The 14,723-nt window shown below is 41.3% G+C and carries 12 protein-coding genes and 3 pseudogenes; 4 read left to right on the top strand and 11 right to left on the bottom strand.

Translation table 11 applies throughout. From position 1 onward, the window contains the following. Positions 1 to 27 precede the first annotated feature (27 nt). The 3 genes and pseudogenes from DXA05_RS18500 to DXA05_RS18490 form a co-directional block, all read right to left on the bottom strand. On the bottom strand, positions 28 to 1,152 hold the full coding sequence (locus tag DXA05_RS18500; RefSeq protein WP_004296138.1) for a DEAD/DEAH box helicase: 1,125 nt from the start codon (positions 1,150 to 1,152) through the stop codon (positions 28 to 30). Between the two features lie 89 nt (positions 1,153 to 1,241). After that, a pseudogene (locus DXA05_RS18495) lies at positions 1,242 to 2,314 on the bottom strand (nitronate monooxygenase). Between the two features lie 371 nt (positions 2,315 to 2,685). Next, positions 2,686 to 2,985: an RNA-binding protein gene (locus DXA05_RS18490; RefSeq protein WP_004296140.1), complete on the bottom strand. Its 300-nt coding sequence runs from the start codon at positions 2,983 to 2,985 to the stop codon at positions 2,686 to 2,688. 315 nt (positions 2,986 to 3,300) lie between these two features. Between DXA05_RS18490 and ung the strand changes: the two genes are divergently transcribed. Beyond that, complete coding sequence (ung, locus tag DXA05_RS18485) at positions 3,301 to 3,963, top strand: uracil-DNA glycosylase (RefSeq protein WP_022200215.1); 663 nt, start codon at positions 3,301 to 3,303, stop codon at positions 3,961 to 3,963. Positions 3,964 to 4,010: 47 nt separating this feature from the next. Next, complete coding sequence (locus DXA05_RS18480; protein ID WP_128859476.1) at positions 4,011 to 4,784, top strand: LuxR C-terminal-related transcriptional regulator; 774 nt, start codon at positions 4,011 to 4,013, stop codon at positions 4,782 to 4,784. Between the two features lie 37 nt (positions 4,785 to 4,821). Here DXA05_RS18480 and DXA05_RS18475 read toward each other — a convergent pair whose 3' ends face one another. Beyond that, the gene (locus DXA05_RS18475) at positions 4,822 to 5,406 is read right to left on the bottom strand and encodes a hypothetical protein (protein ID WP_008649892.1); all 585 of its coding nucleotides are present in this window, start codon (positions 5,404 to 5,406) and stop codon (positions 4,822 to 4,824) included. 138 nt (positions 5,407 to 5,544) lie between these two features. On the opposite strand from DXA05_RS18475, the gene DXA05_RS18470 reads away from it, so the two are divergent. After that, the gene (locus tag DXA05_RS18470; protein WP_008774555.1) at positions 5,545 to 7,608 is read left to right on the top strand and encodes a UvrD-helicase domain-containing protein; all 2,064 of its coding nucleotides are present in this window, start codon (positions 5,545 to 5,547) and stop codon (positions 7,606 to 7,608) included. 87 nt (positions 7,609 to 7,695) lie between these two features. Beyond that, positions 7,696 to 7,992, top strand: a complete 297-nt coding sequence (locus DXA05_RS18465; protein WP_008774556.1) for a DUF1905 domain-containing protein — start codon at positions 7,696 to 7,698, stop codon at positions 7,990 to 7,992. Positions 7,993 to 8,083: 91 nt separating this feature from the next. On the opposite strand, the gene DXA05_RS18460 is transcribed toward DXA05_RS18465, so the two are convergent. From DXA05_RS18460 to DXA05_RS18425, 7 genes and pseudogenes are all read right to left on the bottom strand, one after another. Further along, complete coding sequence (locus DXA05_RS18460; protein ID WP_032852791.1) at positions 8,084 to 9,640, bottom strand: ATP-binding protein; 1,557 nt, start codon at positions 9,638 to 9,640, stop codon at positions 8,084 to 8,086. Positions 9,641 to 9,788: 148 nt separating this feature from the next. Then, positions 9,789 to 10,709: an N-acetylmuramoyl-L-alanine amidase gene (locus DXA05_RS18455; RefSeq protein ID WP_008649885.1), complete on the bottom strand. Its 921-nt coding sequence runs from the start codon at positions 10,707 to 10,709 to the stop codon at positions 9,789 to 9,791. 17 nt (positions 10,710 to 10,726) lie between these two features. Then, positions 10,727 to 11,089 carry a hypothetical protein gene (locus tag DXA05_RS18450; protein WP_128859475.1) on the bottom strand — a complete coding sequence of 121 codons (363 nt, stop codon included), beginning with the start codon at positions 11,087 to 11,089 and terminating at the stop codon, positions 10,727 to 10,729. Positions 11,090 to 11,174: 85 nt separating this feature from the next. Beyond that, positions 11,175 to 11,693 carry an HU family DNA-binding protein gene (locus DXA05_RS18445; protein WP_004296149.1) on the bottom strand — a complete coding sequence of 173 codons (519 nt, stop codon included), beginning with the start codon at positions 11,691 to 11,693 and terminating at the stop codon, positions 11,175 to 11,177. A 538-nt stretch (positions 11,694 to 12,231) separates the two neighbouring features. Beyond that, a complete protein-coding gene (locus DXA05_RS18435; RefSeq protein ID WP_004327178.1) occupies positions 12,232 to 12,891 on the bottom strand; it encodes an MIP family channel protein in 660 nt (219 codons plus the stop codon). A 75-nt stretch (positions 12,892 to 12,966) separates the two neighbouring features. Further along, positions 12,967 to 13,370, bottom strand: a pseudogene (locus tag DXA05_RS18430) (hypothetical protein). A gap of 161 nt (positions 13,371 to 13,531) precedes the next feature. Continuing rightward, a pseudogene (locus tag DXA05_RS18425) lies at positions 13,532 to 14,700 on the bottom strand (OmpA family protein). Positions 14,701 to 14,723 lie beyond the last annotated feature (23 nt).

Below are 14,723 nucleotides of genomic sequence, written 5' to 3'. Positions count from 1 at the left end.
TTTTAAAGAGATTGTTATTTGTTGATTTCAAATAGTATAACTGGCTTTATTCAGCTTCTTACCCGTCAGTTTCTGAATATCATTAACGAGTTTACGCTCTTCCTGCGAGCAGAATGTCAGTGCTGTCCCTGTATTCCCGGCTCTTCCGGTACGTCCGATACGATGCACATACGTTTCCGGCACATCAGGAAGATCATAGTTGATAACTAAAGGAAGTTCGTTAATATCGATACCTCTGGCTGCAATATCAGTAGCCACCATCACACGTGTTTTGCCCGACTTGAAATTGCCCAAAGCCAACTGCCGCGCTGCCTGACTTTTATTTCCATGAATCGCCTGGCTACCAATTCCCGCCTTGCCCAGTATCTTTACGATCTTATCAGCATTATGCTTCGTACGTGAAAATACCAACACCGACTGATCTTCTGATTTTTGCAAAATCGAAACCAGTAAAAGACTCTTTTCCTTTTTCTCTACGAAATAAACCATCTGTTCAATAGCATCCACAGTCGATGATTTCGGAGTTATGCTGATTCGTACAGGATTCTTCAACAAAGAATTCGTTAAAGAAATAATTGTATCAGGCATTGTAGCGGAGAAGAATAAAGTCTGTTTTTCTTTCGGAAGTTTCGGTAATATCCGCTTGATATCATGAATAAATCCCATATCAAGCATACGGTCTGCTTCATCAAGTACAAAATATTGTATCTTATCCAGATGGATATGTCCCTGATTCATCAAGTCAAGCAAACGTCCCGGTGTAGCAACCAGGATATCAATTCCTTTGTGTAACATGTCAACTTGAGGACGTTGATTTACTCCGCCAAAAATAACCCCATGCCGCACTTGGGTATATTTGGCATAATCATTAATGCATTCACTTATTTGCAAGGCAAGTTCACGGGTGGGCGTCAAAATCAACGCTTTAATCCCCCGGCACTTGGCTGCCTCTTTATTCATTTGCAAATGTTGTATAATGGGAATAGCAAACGAAGCAGTTTTACCTGTTCCCGTTTGCGCACAGCCTAATATATCTCTTTTTGCTAATGCAGCCGGAATTGCCTCTCCCTGAATGGGAGTGGGCACTGCATATCCTTTTTCTTCAATAGCTTTTAAAATCGGTTCGGTTATATTTAATTCTTTAAATGTCATAATTGTTGTTTTTGCTGTATCAAAACAGCTATTAATTTATATTGTAAAGGGACTGACAAACTCCATCATGGGAATGAAAATCCCGTAGGTTAAGCCAGTTTATGGGTTGCCAAGAAAAACTCGCGCTCCAGTGTACTCATTACTTCTTTTACACTACTGATTTTTTCAGCGAGAAAAGCATTGCTACCGGCAAAAGCATAGCCTTTTTTCATATTTCCTTTGGCTGCATTATATAAAGCTTAATAATGCAATAAGGGCTTTTTGTATAATCACATGTTTTGATACAATGGAATGAGCAACTCTTAGGCCTCTCCAGTCCACTATTCACATTGTGAATAAATTCCCCGTCAATAGCTCGTCCTGGCATTCCCACAGGACTTTCAATAATAAGAACATCTTCGGACTTGGAGTGAATATATACTTCCTTGAACGTCTCGGACGCGTCACATTCCTGGGTGGTAACAAATATACTTCCCATTTGTACCCCTGCAGCTCCCAGTCCCATAAAATGTGCAATATCTTCACCCGTCGAAATGCCGCCGGCGGCAATCACCGGAATCTGTTTCTGTTCTTTATAGCTGGATGCAATCATTACCACTTCCGGAATCAAAGTTTCCAAAGCATAATGCTGATCCTGTAATTGTTCTTTTTTGAATCCTAAATGTCCACCGGCTTTAGGCCCCTCCACCACGATTGCATCGGGCAGATAATTATAGTTCTTCTGCCATTTATCGCAGATGATTTTGGCTGCTCGTGAAGAAGATACAATAGGCACTAGCTTGGTTGTACTCTCTGGAGTCAGATATGAAGGCAGGTCGAGTGGAAGCCCGGCACCGGAAAATACCACATCAATCTTTTCCTCGATTGCGGTGCGCACCATATCCGCATAATTCGATAAAGCAACCATGACGTTTACGCCAATAATACCTTTTGTTTTCGCACGTGCTTTCCGGATTTCCTCTTTCAGCCCGTTAATACATTTTTCAGGATAAGTACCTTTCCCTTTGGGGTATAACAAACCTAAACCTGCGCATGATATAACGCCTACTCCTCCTTCGTTTGCTACTGCCGAAGCCAAACCCGAGAGCGAGATACCTACTCCCATTCCACCTTGTATTACAGGTGTTTTTATCTCAATATTTCCTATAAAGAATGATTTCATATGTTTTATTTTGCTTTAGAGCAATTGAACAAGATAAACAGTGTGAGCACACTTTATCCAAGCGCTCAAGATTGGCCCTGTCATTGACTATTTGCCTTGTTGGGTGTAATTTATTAAACCTTTACTCCTGACTTCTTCAAGAGTATTGTGTATTACAAAAAAGTCTAATAAATCTATTTTCAGAATGGAAAGTGCAGGAGTAGATATTCCTGATATTGCACAGAAAAAGAGCCAGAATTAGCAGAACTTAAATGTAATATGATTTTTTGTCTTCCCCTGTGTCAATCAGAAGATTCCTCCGTTGAATCATGAAACGAAAATAACTTATTAAATAAAAGCAGAAGATAATATCTTCTGCTTTTATTCGGATATTAATATCTTCTAGAGTTATTATAACCACCACGGCCACCACCGTTAGACGGTCTTTCAGTACGAGGACGTGCCACGCTTACTGAAATAACTTTCTGGTCGTATTCAACTCCATTCAGTTCGTCAATTGCTTTTTGTCCTTCTGTATCATTCGGCATTTCTACGAAAGCAAATCCTCTGGATCTACCAGTTTCTCTGTCAAAAATTACTTTAGCTGAAGAAACTTCTCCAAACTCTGCAAATAAATTTGTTAAGTCAGCATCATTAGTGCCATAGCTTAAACCTGAAATGTAAATGTTCATTTAAAATTTTATTAAAATAAATACTAATTTGGAGTGAGGAGGATAATTAAAGACAAGGACTGCTTGCTAATAAAATATTATAAAGAAGAACTATACGATAATGATTCGTAACTCAAACTCTTGGTACAAAGGTAACACAATAAATCAGAATAATACATTTATACCCGTTCTTTTTCGGAAGAAAGACGATAATTATCATTTATTAGCACACAATTCATCCTAAATCGGCGAGATACACAATTTTGCCTCTCATTCTTGATATTCTCTTGTAATATATCTACTTTTGCCATTACATAAATTATCAAGTCCCACTTTATGGATGTCAGAATAGAACCAAGTTGGAAACAACAATTACAAGAAGAATTTGACAAACCATACTTCGAAAAGTTGGTTACATTCGTCAAAGATGAATATAAACGGGCACACGTCCTCCCTCTTGGACATCAGATTTTTCATATATTCAATTCCTGTCCCTTCGAAAAAGTAAAAGTAGTTATCCTTGGACAGGACCCTTATCCCAATCCCGGACAATATTATGGAGTCTGTTTTTCTGTACCTGATGGAGTAGCTATCCCTGGTTCACTAAGCAACATCTTCAAAGAAATACACCAAGATTTGGGAAAGCCAATTCCAACTTCCGGTAATTTGGATCGTTGGGTAGCTCAAGGTGTATTCCCGCTAAACTCTGTTCTTACTGTACGTGCGCACGAAACCGGTTCTCACCGAAATATGGGCTGGGAAATCTTCACAGACGCAGTTATCAGGAAACTAAGTGAAAAACGGGAGAATTTGATATTTATGCTTTGGGGAAGTTATGCGAAAGAGAAATTATCTTTGATAGATAGCAACAAACATCTGGTACTAACCACTGTTCATCCCTCTCCCCGCTCTGCCGAATATGGTTTCTTCGGTTGCAAGCACTTCAGCAAAGCCAATGCTTTCTTGCATAGTAAGGGAATAGAAGAAATTGATTGGTAAATAAATGATTTCTCAAAACAAACTATCAGTACCCAGAAACATTCGCCATGAATAAATCAAACGATATCACCCGAGAAGAAATGTGGGCCAAGCAATGCTTGTCTGCTACCGATATTGATTACGCCGTGTGGGAACGGGATAAATCCATACTTCACCAACTTTCAAAAATCTGTCACAACTGCACATTTGTTGTCGATGTTTACAAATGCAATTACACGTATGCATCCTCGAATTTCGTTGATTTACTGGGGTATGACAGTCACAAGATAGAAACTTTGGAAAAGCAGGGAGATTATTTAGAATCACGTATTCATCCGGACGACCGTGCGCAACTGGCAGCATTACAGGTCACGTTAAGCCAGTTCATTTACAGTCTGCCTCTCGAACAGCGAAACGACTATTCCAACATTTACAGTTTCCGTATACTCAATGCCAAGCAGCAATATATACGTGTCACTAGCCGACATCAAGTTTTGGAACAAGACCGTAACGGCAAAGCATGGCTCGTAATAGGCAATATGGATATTTCACCCGACCAAAAACATTCCGAAACAGTAGACTGCACTGTCCTAAATCTGAAGAACGGGGAATTCTTCTCTCCTTCCTCTTTGCTAATGCCTTCTTCGCTCAACCTTACTAATCGGGAAATAGAAGTATTACGTCTTATTCAAAAAGGCCTGTTAAGTAAAGAGATTGCAGACAAGCTATGTATCAGTATTCACACTGTCAATATTCACCGGCAGAACCTGTTACGCAAATTAGGTGTGCAAAATTCTATCGAAGCCATTCGTTTGGGACAGGAAACCGGACTACTAAGTTAATTAACCCATACACCTTTTCCTGAAGCTACCAGTCTGTCTAAGGCATCCATTCCACCACACCCACCACCGGGTGCAATCTTCTCCATTCCTCAAATTCCGGATAACTACGTACACCATCCTGAATCACAGCTTGATAATACTCCACTCCCATAATTTTTTCCGTATCAGGCGTTTCGTATTTCAATTTCAGGATAGCCAGTCTCATTTCATCTGTCAATACCGCAGAAATGCGTTCGGCCACCCTTTCAAAATAGCCATCATAACGAGAGCCTTCTTGGATATGAATCATATCCATTTGCCAGAGTTCTCCTTCCATATCCTGATACCATGCATGCCACTCTATACACGCTTCTGCTGTATGTAATAAATTCGTATATTCAATCCTCTTTACGGACGTATTTTCCGCCAATTCAGCCATCGCCCGAAAGCTGGCAGACAAATCCAAAGGAGAAGTGTAAATGTGAAAATCAATATCCCGATGTTTCATCAATAATCCTGTACGCAACGAACCTACCAGATTCACTTTGGCACCAATCCCCTCCCATATCCGAACAATACGGGTATCCTCTATAATCTCCCAAGCTTTCTGCTGGTTACGTTTTGCCAATTCAAGAATATTCATCTTTTTCCTTATTAAGTAAGTATGCAAAAATAGGAAAAAGGATACATATATAGCTATAAATAACTATTTAATCCCTTAATGGGTTGAGCTAACTTTGTCCGCAAATTCAATTCTTCACCATACAACTAAAAAGAGATTATGATATTCAATCAAACAGAGAAACAGGAAAAAGAGTATTTACAGCAAGTCATAACCACTATCCATGATACGATTAACACTACCAGTACTTCCGTCAAAGAGCATATAGACACCCTGCAGGAGTACAAGGATTATCTATGGTCGAACAAAGATATCGATCCCCACGAAATCCGTTCCATGCGCGAAAGCATATTAAATCATTTTGCATTAGGTGAAAATGTAATTGACAAACGCAGGCGACTAAGCAAAATACTGGATATCCCCTATTTCGGACGAATCGACTTTCAGGAAAAGAAAGACAAAAGCCAAGTTAGTCCGATCTATATAGGAATACATACTTTCTATGACCTCAATCAAAAAAAGAATCTGATTTACGATTGGCGAGCTCCTATTTCAAGCATGTTCTACGATCATGAATTAGGCGAGGCGTTCTACTCCTCTCCGGCAGGCAAAATTAACGGGACGATCTCACTCAAACGCCAATATCGTATTCGCAAAGGAAAAATGGAGTACATGATTGAAAGTTCCGTAACTGTTCATGACGATATTCTGCAAAAAGAACTATGTTCCAATGCCGACAATAAAATGAAAAATATCGTCACGACAATTCAGAGGGAACAGAATCAGATCATCCGTAATGAAAACGCTTCTGTACTTATTATACAAGGTGTTGCCGGTTCAGGAAAAACCTCTATCGCCCTCCATCGTATTGCCTACCTGCTTTATGCACAGAAAGGACAGATTTCTTCCAAAGACATATTAATCATCTCCCCCAATAAAGTATTTGCCGATTACATTTCTAATGTACTTCCGGAACTTGGCGAAGAGACCGTTCCCGAAACCAGCATGGGGCAAATTCTGTCGGACGTAATTGACAACAAATATAAACACCAGAATTTCTTCGAACAGGTGACGGAACTATTAGAAAACCCGACACCCGACTTTATCGAACGGATACAATACAAAGCCTCCTTCGAGTTTATATCACTACTTGACAAATTCATCCTTTACATGGAAAACAACTATTTCAAAGCAACAGACATAAAACTCACCAAATACATCACCATTCCTGCCGAATTTATTAACGAACAATTCAAACGATTCCACCGCTATCCCATACGTCAACGATTTGAGACTATGACAGATTACATCCTGGAAATGATGCAACTACAATATAATCTCACAGTTAGCACTCCGGAGAAAAACCAACTAAAGAAAGAGATAAAAAAGATGTTCGCGGGAAATAACGCTCTCCAAATCTATAAAGACTTTTTTGAGTGGATCGGAAAACCGGAGATGTTCAAGACACGCAAAAACCGCATACTAGAGTATGCGGACTTAGCCCCTTTGGCTTATCTGCATATCGCATTAAATGGGAATAACGCCCAATCTTACGTCAAACACCTTCTGATAGACGAAATGCAAGACTATTCTCCCATACAATACAAAGTGATTCAAAAACTTTATCCGTGTCGAAAAACAATTCTTGGAGACACTTCCCAATCCGTCAATCCTTATGGTTCTTCCACTGCCGATATGATTCAGAAAGCATTTGCAACAGGAGAAATAATGAAACTTTGCAAAAGCTATCGTTCTACTTTTGAGATCACCAGTTTTGCACAAAAAATTCAACCGAACAATGAATTAGAACCGATTATGAGACATGGGGAACACCCCAAGATTCTTCCATTCAAAAATACAGAAGAAGAGATCCAAGGTATTGCGGATTTAGTAAACTCCTTCAGGAACTCCCATTATACCTCATTAGGGATTATCTGCAAAACAGAATCCCAAGCAAAAGAACTTGTTCAAAAGCTCCAGATATATGCAAACGACATCTCACTTTTGTCCAATCAAAGTTCTGCTTATGTAAAAGGGATTATCATCACTTCCGCCCATATGGCGAAAGGACTGGAATTTGACGAAGTAATCATTCCGCAAACAGATGATAAGAACTATCATTCCAATATTGATAAAAGTATGCTTTATGTGGCAACCACAAGGGCTATGCACAAGTTAACTTTGACTTATTCTGTTTCTTCACCCAGTTGTCGGTTCCTGTAATAGAATATAACATCGAAAATTAATTGAGAGAAAAAGAACAACCAATCTCCTATTATTACCTATTTTTGTACAATGGAAAATAAAGGAATGAAATACGAGTTTACCGCAAAAGTATGGAACTACTCATCAACTGTTGGAACGGGCGGTTGGCACATAGCCTGCCTGCCGAAAGAGATGTCCAAAGAAATAAGAGAGAATCTCGGATTCTTAGAGGAAGGCTGGGGACGGTTGAAGATGACGGCCAAAACAGGCAATACCCAATGGGAAACCGCAATCTGGTTTGACACCAAACTTGATACTTATTTACTTCCTCTCAAAGCGGAAATCAGAAAAAAGGAAAAGATCACAACTGATAAAGAAATAGAGATTATGATTTGGATTTAAAACAAGTGATAAGAAGAACTACCCGCAAAACAAGAGCCGCTTGAACAATCTCAAACGGCTCCGTAACTCCTTTAACAACATGGTTATCGAGCTAATATAACCACCGGTCTATATTCCTTTTTTCTGCACTGAACTCCACTCCAACTTTAACCAACTCACGCCCGTCTACCTGATAAGGTATCAGATAGCCTTTTTCATCAATCTGCTGCAAAGCCTGTTCGGCAGTACCATTCAGTTTAAATTCAAATACATAAATATACTTCGGAGTTTTCACCACTGCATCCGCCCGTCCGCGGGCACTACGAACCTCTGCTCCGGTAAATTGCCCCATCAGTTTGAAAACTAAATAAAATACAACTTGATAATGTCGTTCGGTCTTTTCATTCAGTTCATAAGGGAAATCTGCGAAGAAAGCCTGCAAGCGGGTAAGAAAAGCATCAACATCACCACTCTCCAATTCACGTACAAATTTACCAAGATAAAAGCCCCGTTCATCATCTACCACTGATGTGTAATAAGGAACCAAAAAATCCATAAATCCATATCGTACTTCATCATTGGGAAATTTCAGCAGGTAGTTTCCAAAACGCTTGTCATACCCCTTTATAGTCAAATAGCCACTCTGATAAATCAACGGAATCGGATTATTAGCATCTACCCTATATTCCATAAACGAAGAAGCATTGGCTTCTACCCCATCAATCAACGTACGCAAATCATACTCACTCTTTTTAAGCAGTTCGACTAAAAAAGTAGGAGTACCGGTTTGGAACCAATAATTACTAAACTTATACCCGTCAAAAACGTTAAGCACACTGAATGGATTGAATACTCCTTCCGCAAACTCACAAAAATGATAACCGTCATATAAAGCCGTCATCTTATTTAATGTTTCTTCACAAGTCAGTTCATTTGTTTCTGCCAATCGGTTCAGTTCAGGAGTAAAAGTATCCTCCAATTCTTGTCGTGTAATACCACAAATCGTGGCATACTGCGGCTTCATACTGATATCATTCAGTTGATTCAAATCACTGAACACACTGACTTGCGCAAACTTAGTCACACCGGTAAGGAAAACAAAACGAAGATAACGGTCAGAACTTTTCAGTACACCATAGAAGGCCTTCAATGTCTTACGATAGTCATCAAGCAAAGCGTCATCACCCAATGCCTGCAACAAAGGTTTATCATATTCATCCACCAAGACTACGACTCCACGACCAGACTGTTCACAGGCTCGGCGAATTACACCCGCAAAACGTCCGGAGAGAGTTTCCTCATCCTCCCCTTTGCCATATTTCAGTTCCCATTGCGTCAACTGCCTGCTAAGAATTTCGACTAAAGCCTGGGGAGAATCATATTTTTCCGCGTTTAAATCCAAATGAAATAGCGGATATGTCTTCCATTCCTTTTCCATATCAGCTATGGCCAACCCTTCAAATAATTCTTTCTTACCTTCGAAATAAGCTTCAAAAGTAGAAAGAAGAAGACTCTTGCCGAAACGGCGAGGGCGGCTCAAAAAATAAGGTTTACCTGTGTTAGCTATTCGCCACACAAAAGCAGTCTTATCTACATAGAGATAATTTTCTTCACGAATCTCTGCAAAAGTCTGTATTCCAATAGGAAGTTTACGTAATATCCCGTCCATGATTTTTTCTCTATTTTGATTATTCAAAGATACGCATTTCCATGGGAATACACATACAAACTCCACAAAAAAGTACACAGTTTCACAGACATCACTACCATGACTCCATTTTTCATCAAAACTAGCTCTGTACCAGACTAGCACCATCTCACTTCCTCTTCACTTTGCAAATCCAACACACAATAACCAGAACCAGCAAAATAATTCCGTACCAATACCAACCTCCGGTTGTCCTATTAGTAGTTTTCTCAACTCCCGTTTTAGAAATCTCCTTCTTAGCACTCATATCCGACAAGCTCACAGACTGTAAATCTACTTCTTGAAGCAGTTGTTTCTCATTAACATTTTTCCTATCCACCACAGTCTTCACCACCATCCCAGCCTTCAATCTAAGCGTATCCACAGGAAATACAAACAACACCTGCTCGATATGCTCCTCCACCACCTCCGAATCCTTTTCTGAAGCAACCTTATTTTTAACAAGACTTTTCCCGGAACTACTATTTAAACTTGAATCAACCCTAACTTCACTCTCCCTGTTTATCACCTCTTTCTTACTCCTACATCCCGACAGCAATACAGGCACAACCAAAGCCACCAACAACACAAACAGTAACTCCCTCCCACTCCTCAAAAACTCCTTCACATCAAAACAGGGACAAGCCTTCACATATTCATAAGGTTCAATCACTCCGTCACCATTCAAATCCGGTGAAGTATCCCGATGTCCCAACACTTGGAGAATATTATATTCCCGCTGCAAATCGATAATAATCTGATAAAGTACCCGTTTTTGAGCATTCGTCCGGGTATCTGCCGGACGCCCGTTCTCATCCAATCCGCCGATATAACATATCCCGACACTTCGCTCATTCCAACCCTTACAATGAGCACCGGCCAAAGCGACATCCCGCCCCTTTTCCAATTTCCCATCCAAACGGATCACATAGTGATACCCGATACCGTTGAACCCACGTTCCCGGTGCCAACGGTCAATATCTGTGGCAGTAAAATCCTGTCCGGCTTTCGTAGCCGAACAATGTACTATGATAGAATCTATATTTCTCATGATTATTCATTATTAGTTCAAACGCACCAGTTAATAATCCGAGGTGGCATACGCTTCACACACCCTCTAATCTCACACTTCTTCACTTCCGACTCCTTCTGTATCAACTCCACTTCATGACATTTATGTATCCAGTCAATCTTCTCTTCCTGCTCCTTGCGAAGTTCAATATAAAGCCCGTCTATCTTCTCGTCACGTTGAGTCAGCCGTTCTTCCAGCCAGTCCACCTTTTTACGGCGATTTTCTTCTTCCATACTGTTCACGGACGCTTCCTCTTTCCGTGCATCCGTCTTACGACAAGTGAGATACCTCACTAACCATTTCACTGCTTCCAAACCACCCATAGCAGTAATAAAAGCAAGGATTGTAGTTATTTGCATATTTATATTTTTACGTAGTTATAAAGAAAGAATGAGGCCGAAGCCCCATTCCATACAAACCAGACAGTTCTCAACGGCTCATGAATCAAGCAGCCGGATCCGGTGCTTCACCATTACCACCCGAACCACCATCCGGATCCGGAGTTTCACCCCCATCATCCGAACCGTCACCAACACTACCCAAATCATTAATATGATCCAAATCCTTGAACTTCAATCCATCCGAACGGGTAGTCGTCCCGGTAAACAGACGAATGTCCGAGTTAGCACGAAAACAGATACGAAGCCCTGAAATATTAGCGATCGTAAAATCTTCCGCCTTCTCCGTCCCTTTGCTTTGGGCAGAAAGGTAAAAATATCCCAGACCGGCGATATTCACCGAACGGCCACCCAGCAATGTCTTTCTCAATAACGTACGGAAATCTTTCAATACACTAATCGTTTCACCCTCGCTGACACCGGAAGCAGACGCAATCTCCTTTGCAAACTCATCCAACGTTGCACTCGTATCATACTGATAAGAAATCACCGGATACACTTTCTTTCCTGCTTCTTTATTTGTAGGGTCACACAGGCGAGACACCCTTCTAAATCTAATAGCCATACTACTTTTCTTTTTTAATAAATACTGTTTTATTATCACTTCGCTAACGTTAACGATGCAAAGATGCAGCATCTTCCACGGAGATGAAACGACACCAAATAACCTCATCAGAAAAGTACTAAAAAGCATTTCAGACATATACAACTGACATAGAGGAACTAAATAAACGACAAGAAAACAACGAAAAGCAAAGAAAAAGCGACAAAACCGATAGCCGGGGAGAATAATAAATAAACAAATATATTCAAACGAATAAATATCATACAAAAAGAGTGCACCTTCTCCCCCACCGGGAAAAAGGTGCACCACACAAACAAAACAAACAATAGTCTACCTTCACAGGCAGAGGAGAACCCATGATTCCATTTTTCCTATGCTACTATTATAAAAAGAAAAAATAGCAGGGGCACGGATTCTCTTGGGGAAATGAGGCGCTTCACAGCGACATAAAGGATATAGGCCATTAAACTCATTTATTATACTATATGGGGAAAACCTACATCTTTTTCTATTCTCACAAAAACATGAAATGAAACAATTAATTTCCTTTTATTGTTTTCCAGACAGGCACTGCTACCACCGCACCGACAATCGGAGCCACAATAAACAACCAAAGCTGGCTAATAGCCTCCACTCCGGCAAACAATGCCGGACCAATGCTACGGGCAGGATTAACCGATGTCCCCGTAACGGGAATACATACAATATGCACCAGTACCAAAGTCAATCCGATAGCCAGTCCGGCAAAATGAGGACTGCTATTATCCCGGTCGGTAGTGCCCAATACAGTCAGCACGAAGATGAACGTAAACACCGCCTCGGCCACAAATGCAGCCAGCAGATACGGTTCTTCAAAACCGTTGGCTCCCGTACCTTCTATCCCCATTGTACCGGTAATCAACCACAGCAATGCAGAGCCAAGTATTCCGCCCGTCACTTGCGCTACGATATACACACCGGCTTCCATTACCGACAGTCCGCCATTCAGCCAAACGCCGATGGTGATGGCCGGATTGATATGACAGCCCGAAACAGGACCGATTGTGTACGCCATTGCCACCACCGACAAACCGAACGCGAAAGCAATCGTCAACACCGCGGCTACCGATGTCGCGCCGCCATTCAATACAGCAGCGCCGCATCCCATTAAGACAAGCACCATAGTGCCCACCATTTCAGCTATAAATTTCGTTTTCATAATCTACTTTTTTCTATTCAATTACAAGATATTCAACTATAAGATTTTCAATTCTCTCCAATCATTCAGTTCTCTCTAATCATCCTCCCATTCCGAGGCGGCAACGACTTCTTCCCATACCATTTCATCCAGGCACGAGATTTCCGCTTTCTCAAATAAAGCGCATCGCTACAATGCTCCAACGCTTCCCAGTCAAATGAAGAATGGTGTCCGAACCACCTCTCCAGCCAGTAAAGCAGATGATAACTCATGAACGCAAGCAACATCCACCACCACGAAAGCCAGACGGATAGCACCAATGCAGGCAATAATGCCAAGAAGAAACATTCCGTATACTGTCGCGCATGAATCTGAAGTTCCATCTCCTCCCACCCTTCCAAATATTTAAACCGGGTGAAACAACAACCGAAAATCATAAAATAATGCCTTTTCTTCCTGTTCAGGAAAGTTTTCGCCAACAGACTATTATATATTATCATATCCTTCTCTTCATTTAAAAAAAAGCAACATTGCAAAGAACCATCCAACTACCGGTCGACAAGCCCACCTTGTAACGACAAAGCACTTTCAGTCCCGACGTAGAAGAAAACGAGACAGCCCCGCAATGTTGCCTGAAATACCTTGAAATGAAATAAAACTATTATTCGACGATTACGGCACGGTTCAATTCAGGTTCACTAAAACGGTTGTTCGTATCGCCCTCCGCTTTCTTCACGAGACGTTCAGGGGAAATTTTATACTTTTCGACTAATAAATTGTACACATATTCCATACGTTGTTCACTCAAACGCTGGTTCAGTTCCTTGCTGCCCGTAGCGCTGTCTGCCGAACCAATCAGCGTGAAAGTCTTGTTCTTATCCGCCTTGATGGCGTTGTTCACATAAAACTCAAGATTGGTAAGTTCCTTCTTGTCCAGGGTAGCTTTGCCGATATTGAAGAACAGGGCTACCGGCGAAGCAGTCACTTTCGATTCATTCACCACTTCCGGTTTCCGACTTCTGGCAGCTTCCAGTTCGGCGGCAAGGCGCTGTGCTTCGGTGCTCAAATCATGATTTTGGCGCGAAGCGCGTTGATACGTTCATTATAAGATGAATAATCTGCAGGAGCCACTTTCTCGACACGATTGAAACGGGTCTTGCCCAACTTCACGCTTAGACCCAGTGTCACCGAACTCATACCTTCACCTTTGCTGCCACTTACAGTTCCGTCAAAACACTCTTTCACTAGCATTTGCCGTCCTTCCAGAGTCAGGTCCAGACGCTTGCCCAGGCGGAACGTATTCAAGATACCGATGTTGGCGGCAATTTCATTGTCATGCGTACTGTTTCCCCACGAACGTGCCCAACCGAAACCTACAAACGGAATCACATTCCACACACGTTTCTCATTGAATCCGAGGAAACCGTTCGACCAGTTCCACATAAAGTCCGCATGGAGATTGGATACATTAAACTCTTCCTTGTAATAACCGCGATGCGCCCCTTTGGCATACATTCCGCTTGCGTCCGTCAGCCCCTTGGCTTTCAGACCCGAATATTGCAGACGGACTCCGTAAGAAGGAGTAATCCACTTGCCCAACGACACATCCAGTGCAGGAGCGATACGGTTGCCCACCGATGTCTTGTTATCAAATTCGCCTTCATAGATATTGATTCCACCGCCTACACCGATATACCAGTTACTCCAGAAACTATTCGTTTCATACGGGCCACGGAGAATATTTCCGTCCGTGTCACGATTTTCCTTTTGCTGTGCCATGGCACAGACTGATGATAATACCAATGCAACTGTAATAATTTTCTTTTTCATGTTTCAATTTTTATGTTCAACAT

This window comes from Bacteroides sp. AM54-2NS (assembly GCF_003602935.1).
GTDB classification, from domain to species: Bacteria; Bacteroidota; Bacteroidia; order Bacteroidales; family Bacteroidaceae; genus Bacteroides; species Bacteroides xylanisolvens.
The sequence above is the reverse complement of the archived record's forward strand: the minus strand, read 5'-3'. Positions and strand labels throughout refer to the sequence as shown.

Bases quoted from the DNA above. Each gene is read 5' to 3' on its own strand.
- DXA05_RS18500 (WP_004296138.1), bottom strand. From the start codon at position 1,152: ATGACATTTAAAGAATTAAATATAACCGAACCGATTTTAAAAGCTATT.
- DXA05_RS18490 (WP_004296140.1), bottom strand. From the start codon at position 2,985: ATGAACATTTACATTTCAGGTTTAAGCTATGGCACTAATGATGCTGAC.
- ung (WP_022200215.1), top strand. From the start codon at position 3,301: ATGGATGTCAGAATAGAACCAAGTTGGAAACAACAATTACAAGAAGAA.
- DXA05_RS18480 (WP_128859476.1), top strand. From the start codon at position 4,011: ATGAATAAATCAAACGATATCACCCGAGAAGAAATGTGGGCCAAGCAA.
- DXA05_RS18475 (WP_008649892.1), bottom strand. From the start codon at position 5,406: ATGAATATTCTTGAATTGGCAAAACGTAACCAGCAGAAAGCTTGGGAG.
- DXA05_RS18470 (WP_008774555.1), top strand. From the start codon at position 5,545: ATGATATTCAATCAAACAGAGAAACAGGAAAAAGAGTATTTACAGCAA.
- DXA05_RS18465 (WP_008774556.1), top strand. From the start codon at position 7,696: ATGAAATACGAGTTTACCGCAAAAGTATGGAACTACTCATCAACTGTT.
- DXA05_RS18460 (WP_032852791.1), bottom strand. From the start codon at position 9,640: ATGGACGGGATATTACGTAAACTTCCTATTGGAATACAGACTTTTGCA.
- DXA05_RS18455 (WP_008649885.1), bottom strand. From the start codon at position 10,709: ATGAGAAATATAGATTCTATCATAGTACATTGTTCGGCTACGAAAGCC.
- DXA05_RS18450 (WP_128859475.1), bottom strand. From the start codon at position 11,089: ATGCAAATAACTACAATCCTTGCTTTTATTACTGCTATGGGTGGTTTG.
- DXA05_RS18445 (WP_004296149.1), bottom strand. From the start codon at position 11,693: ATGGCTATTAGATTTAGAAGGGTGTCTCGCCTGTGTGACCCTACAAAT.
- DXA05_RS18435 (WP_004327178.1), bottom strand. From the start codon at position 12,891: ATGAAAACGAAATTTATAGCTGAAATGGTGGGCACTATGGTGCTTGTC.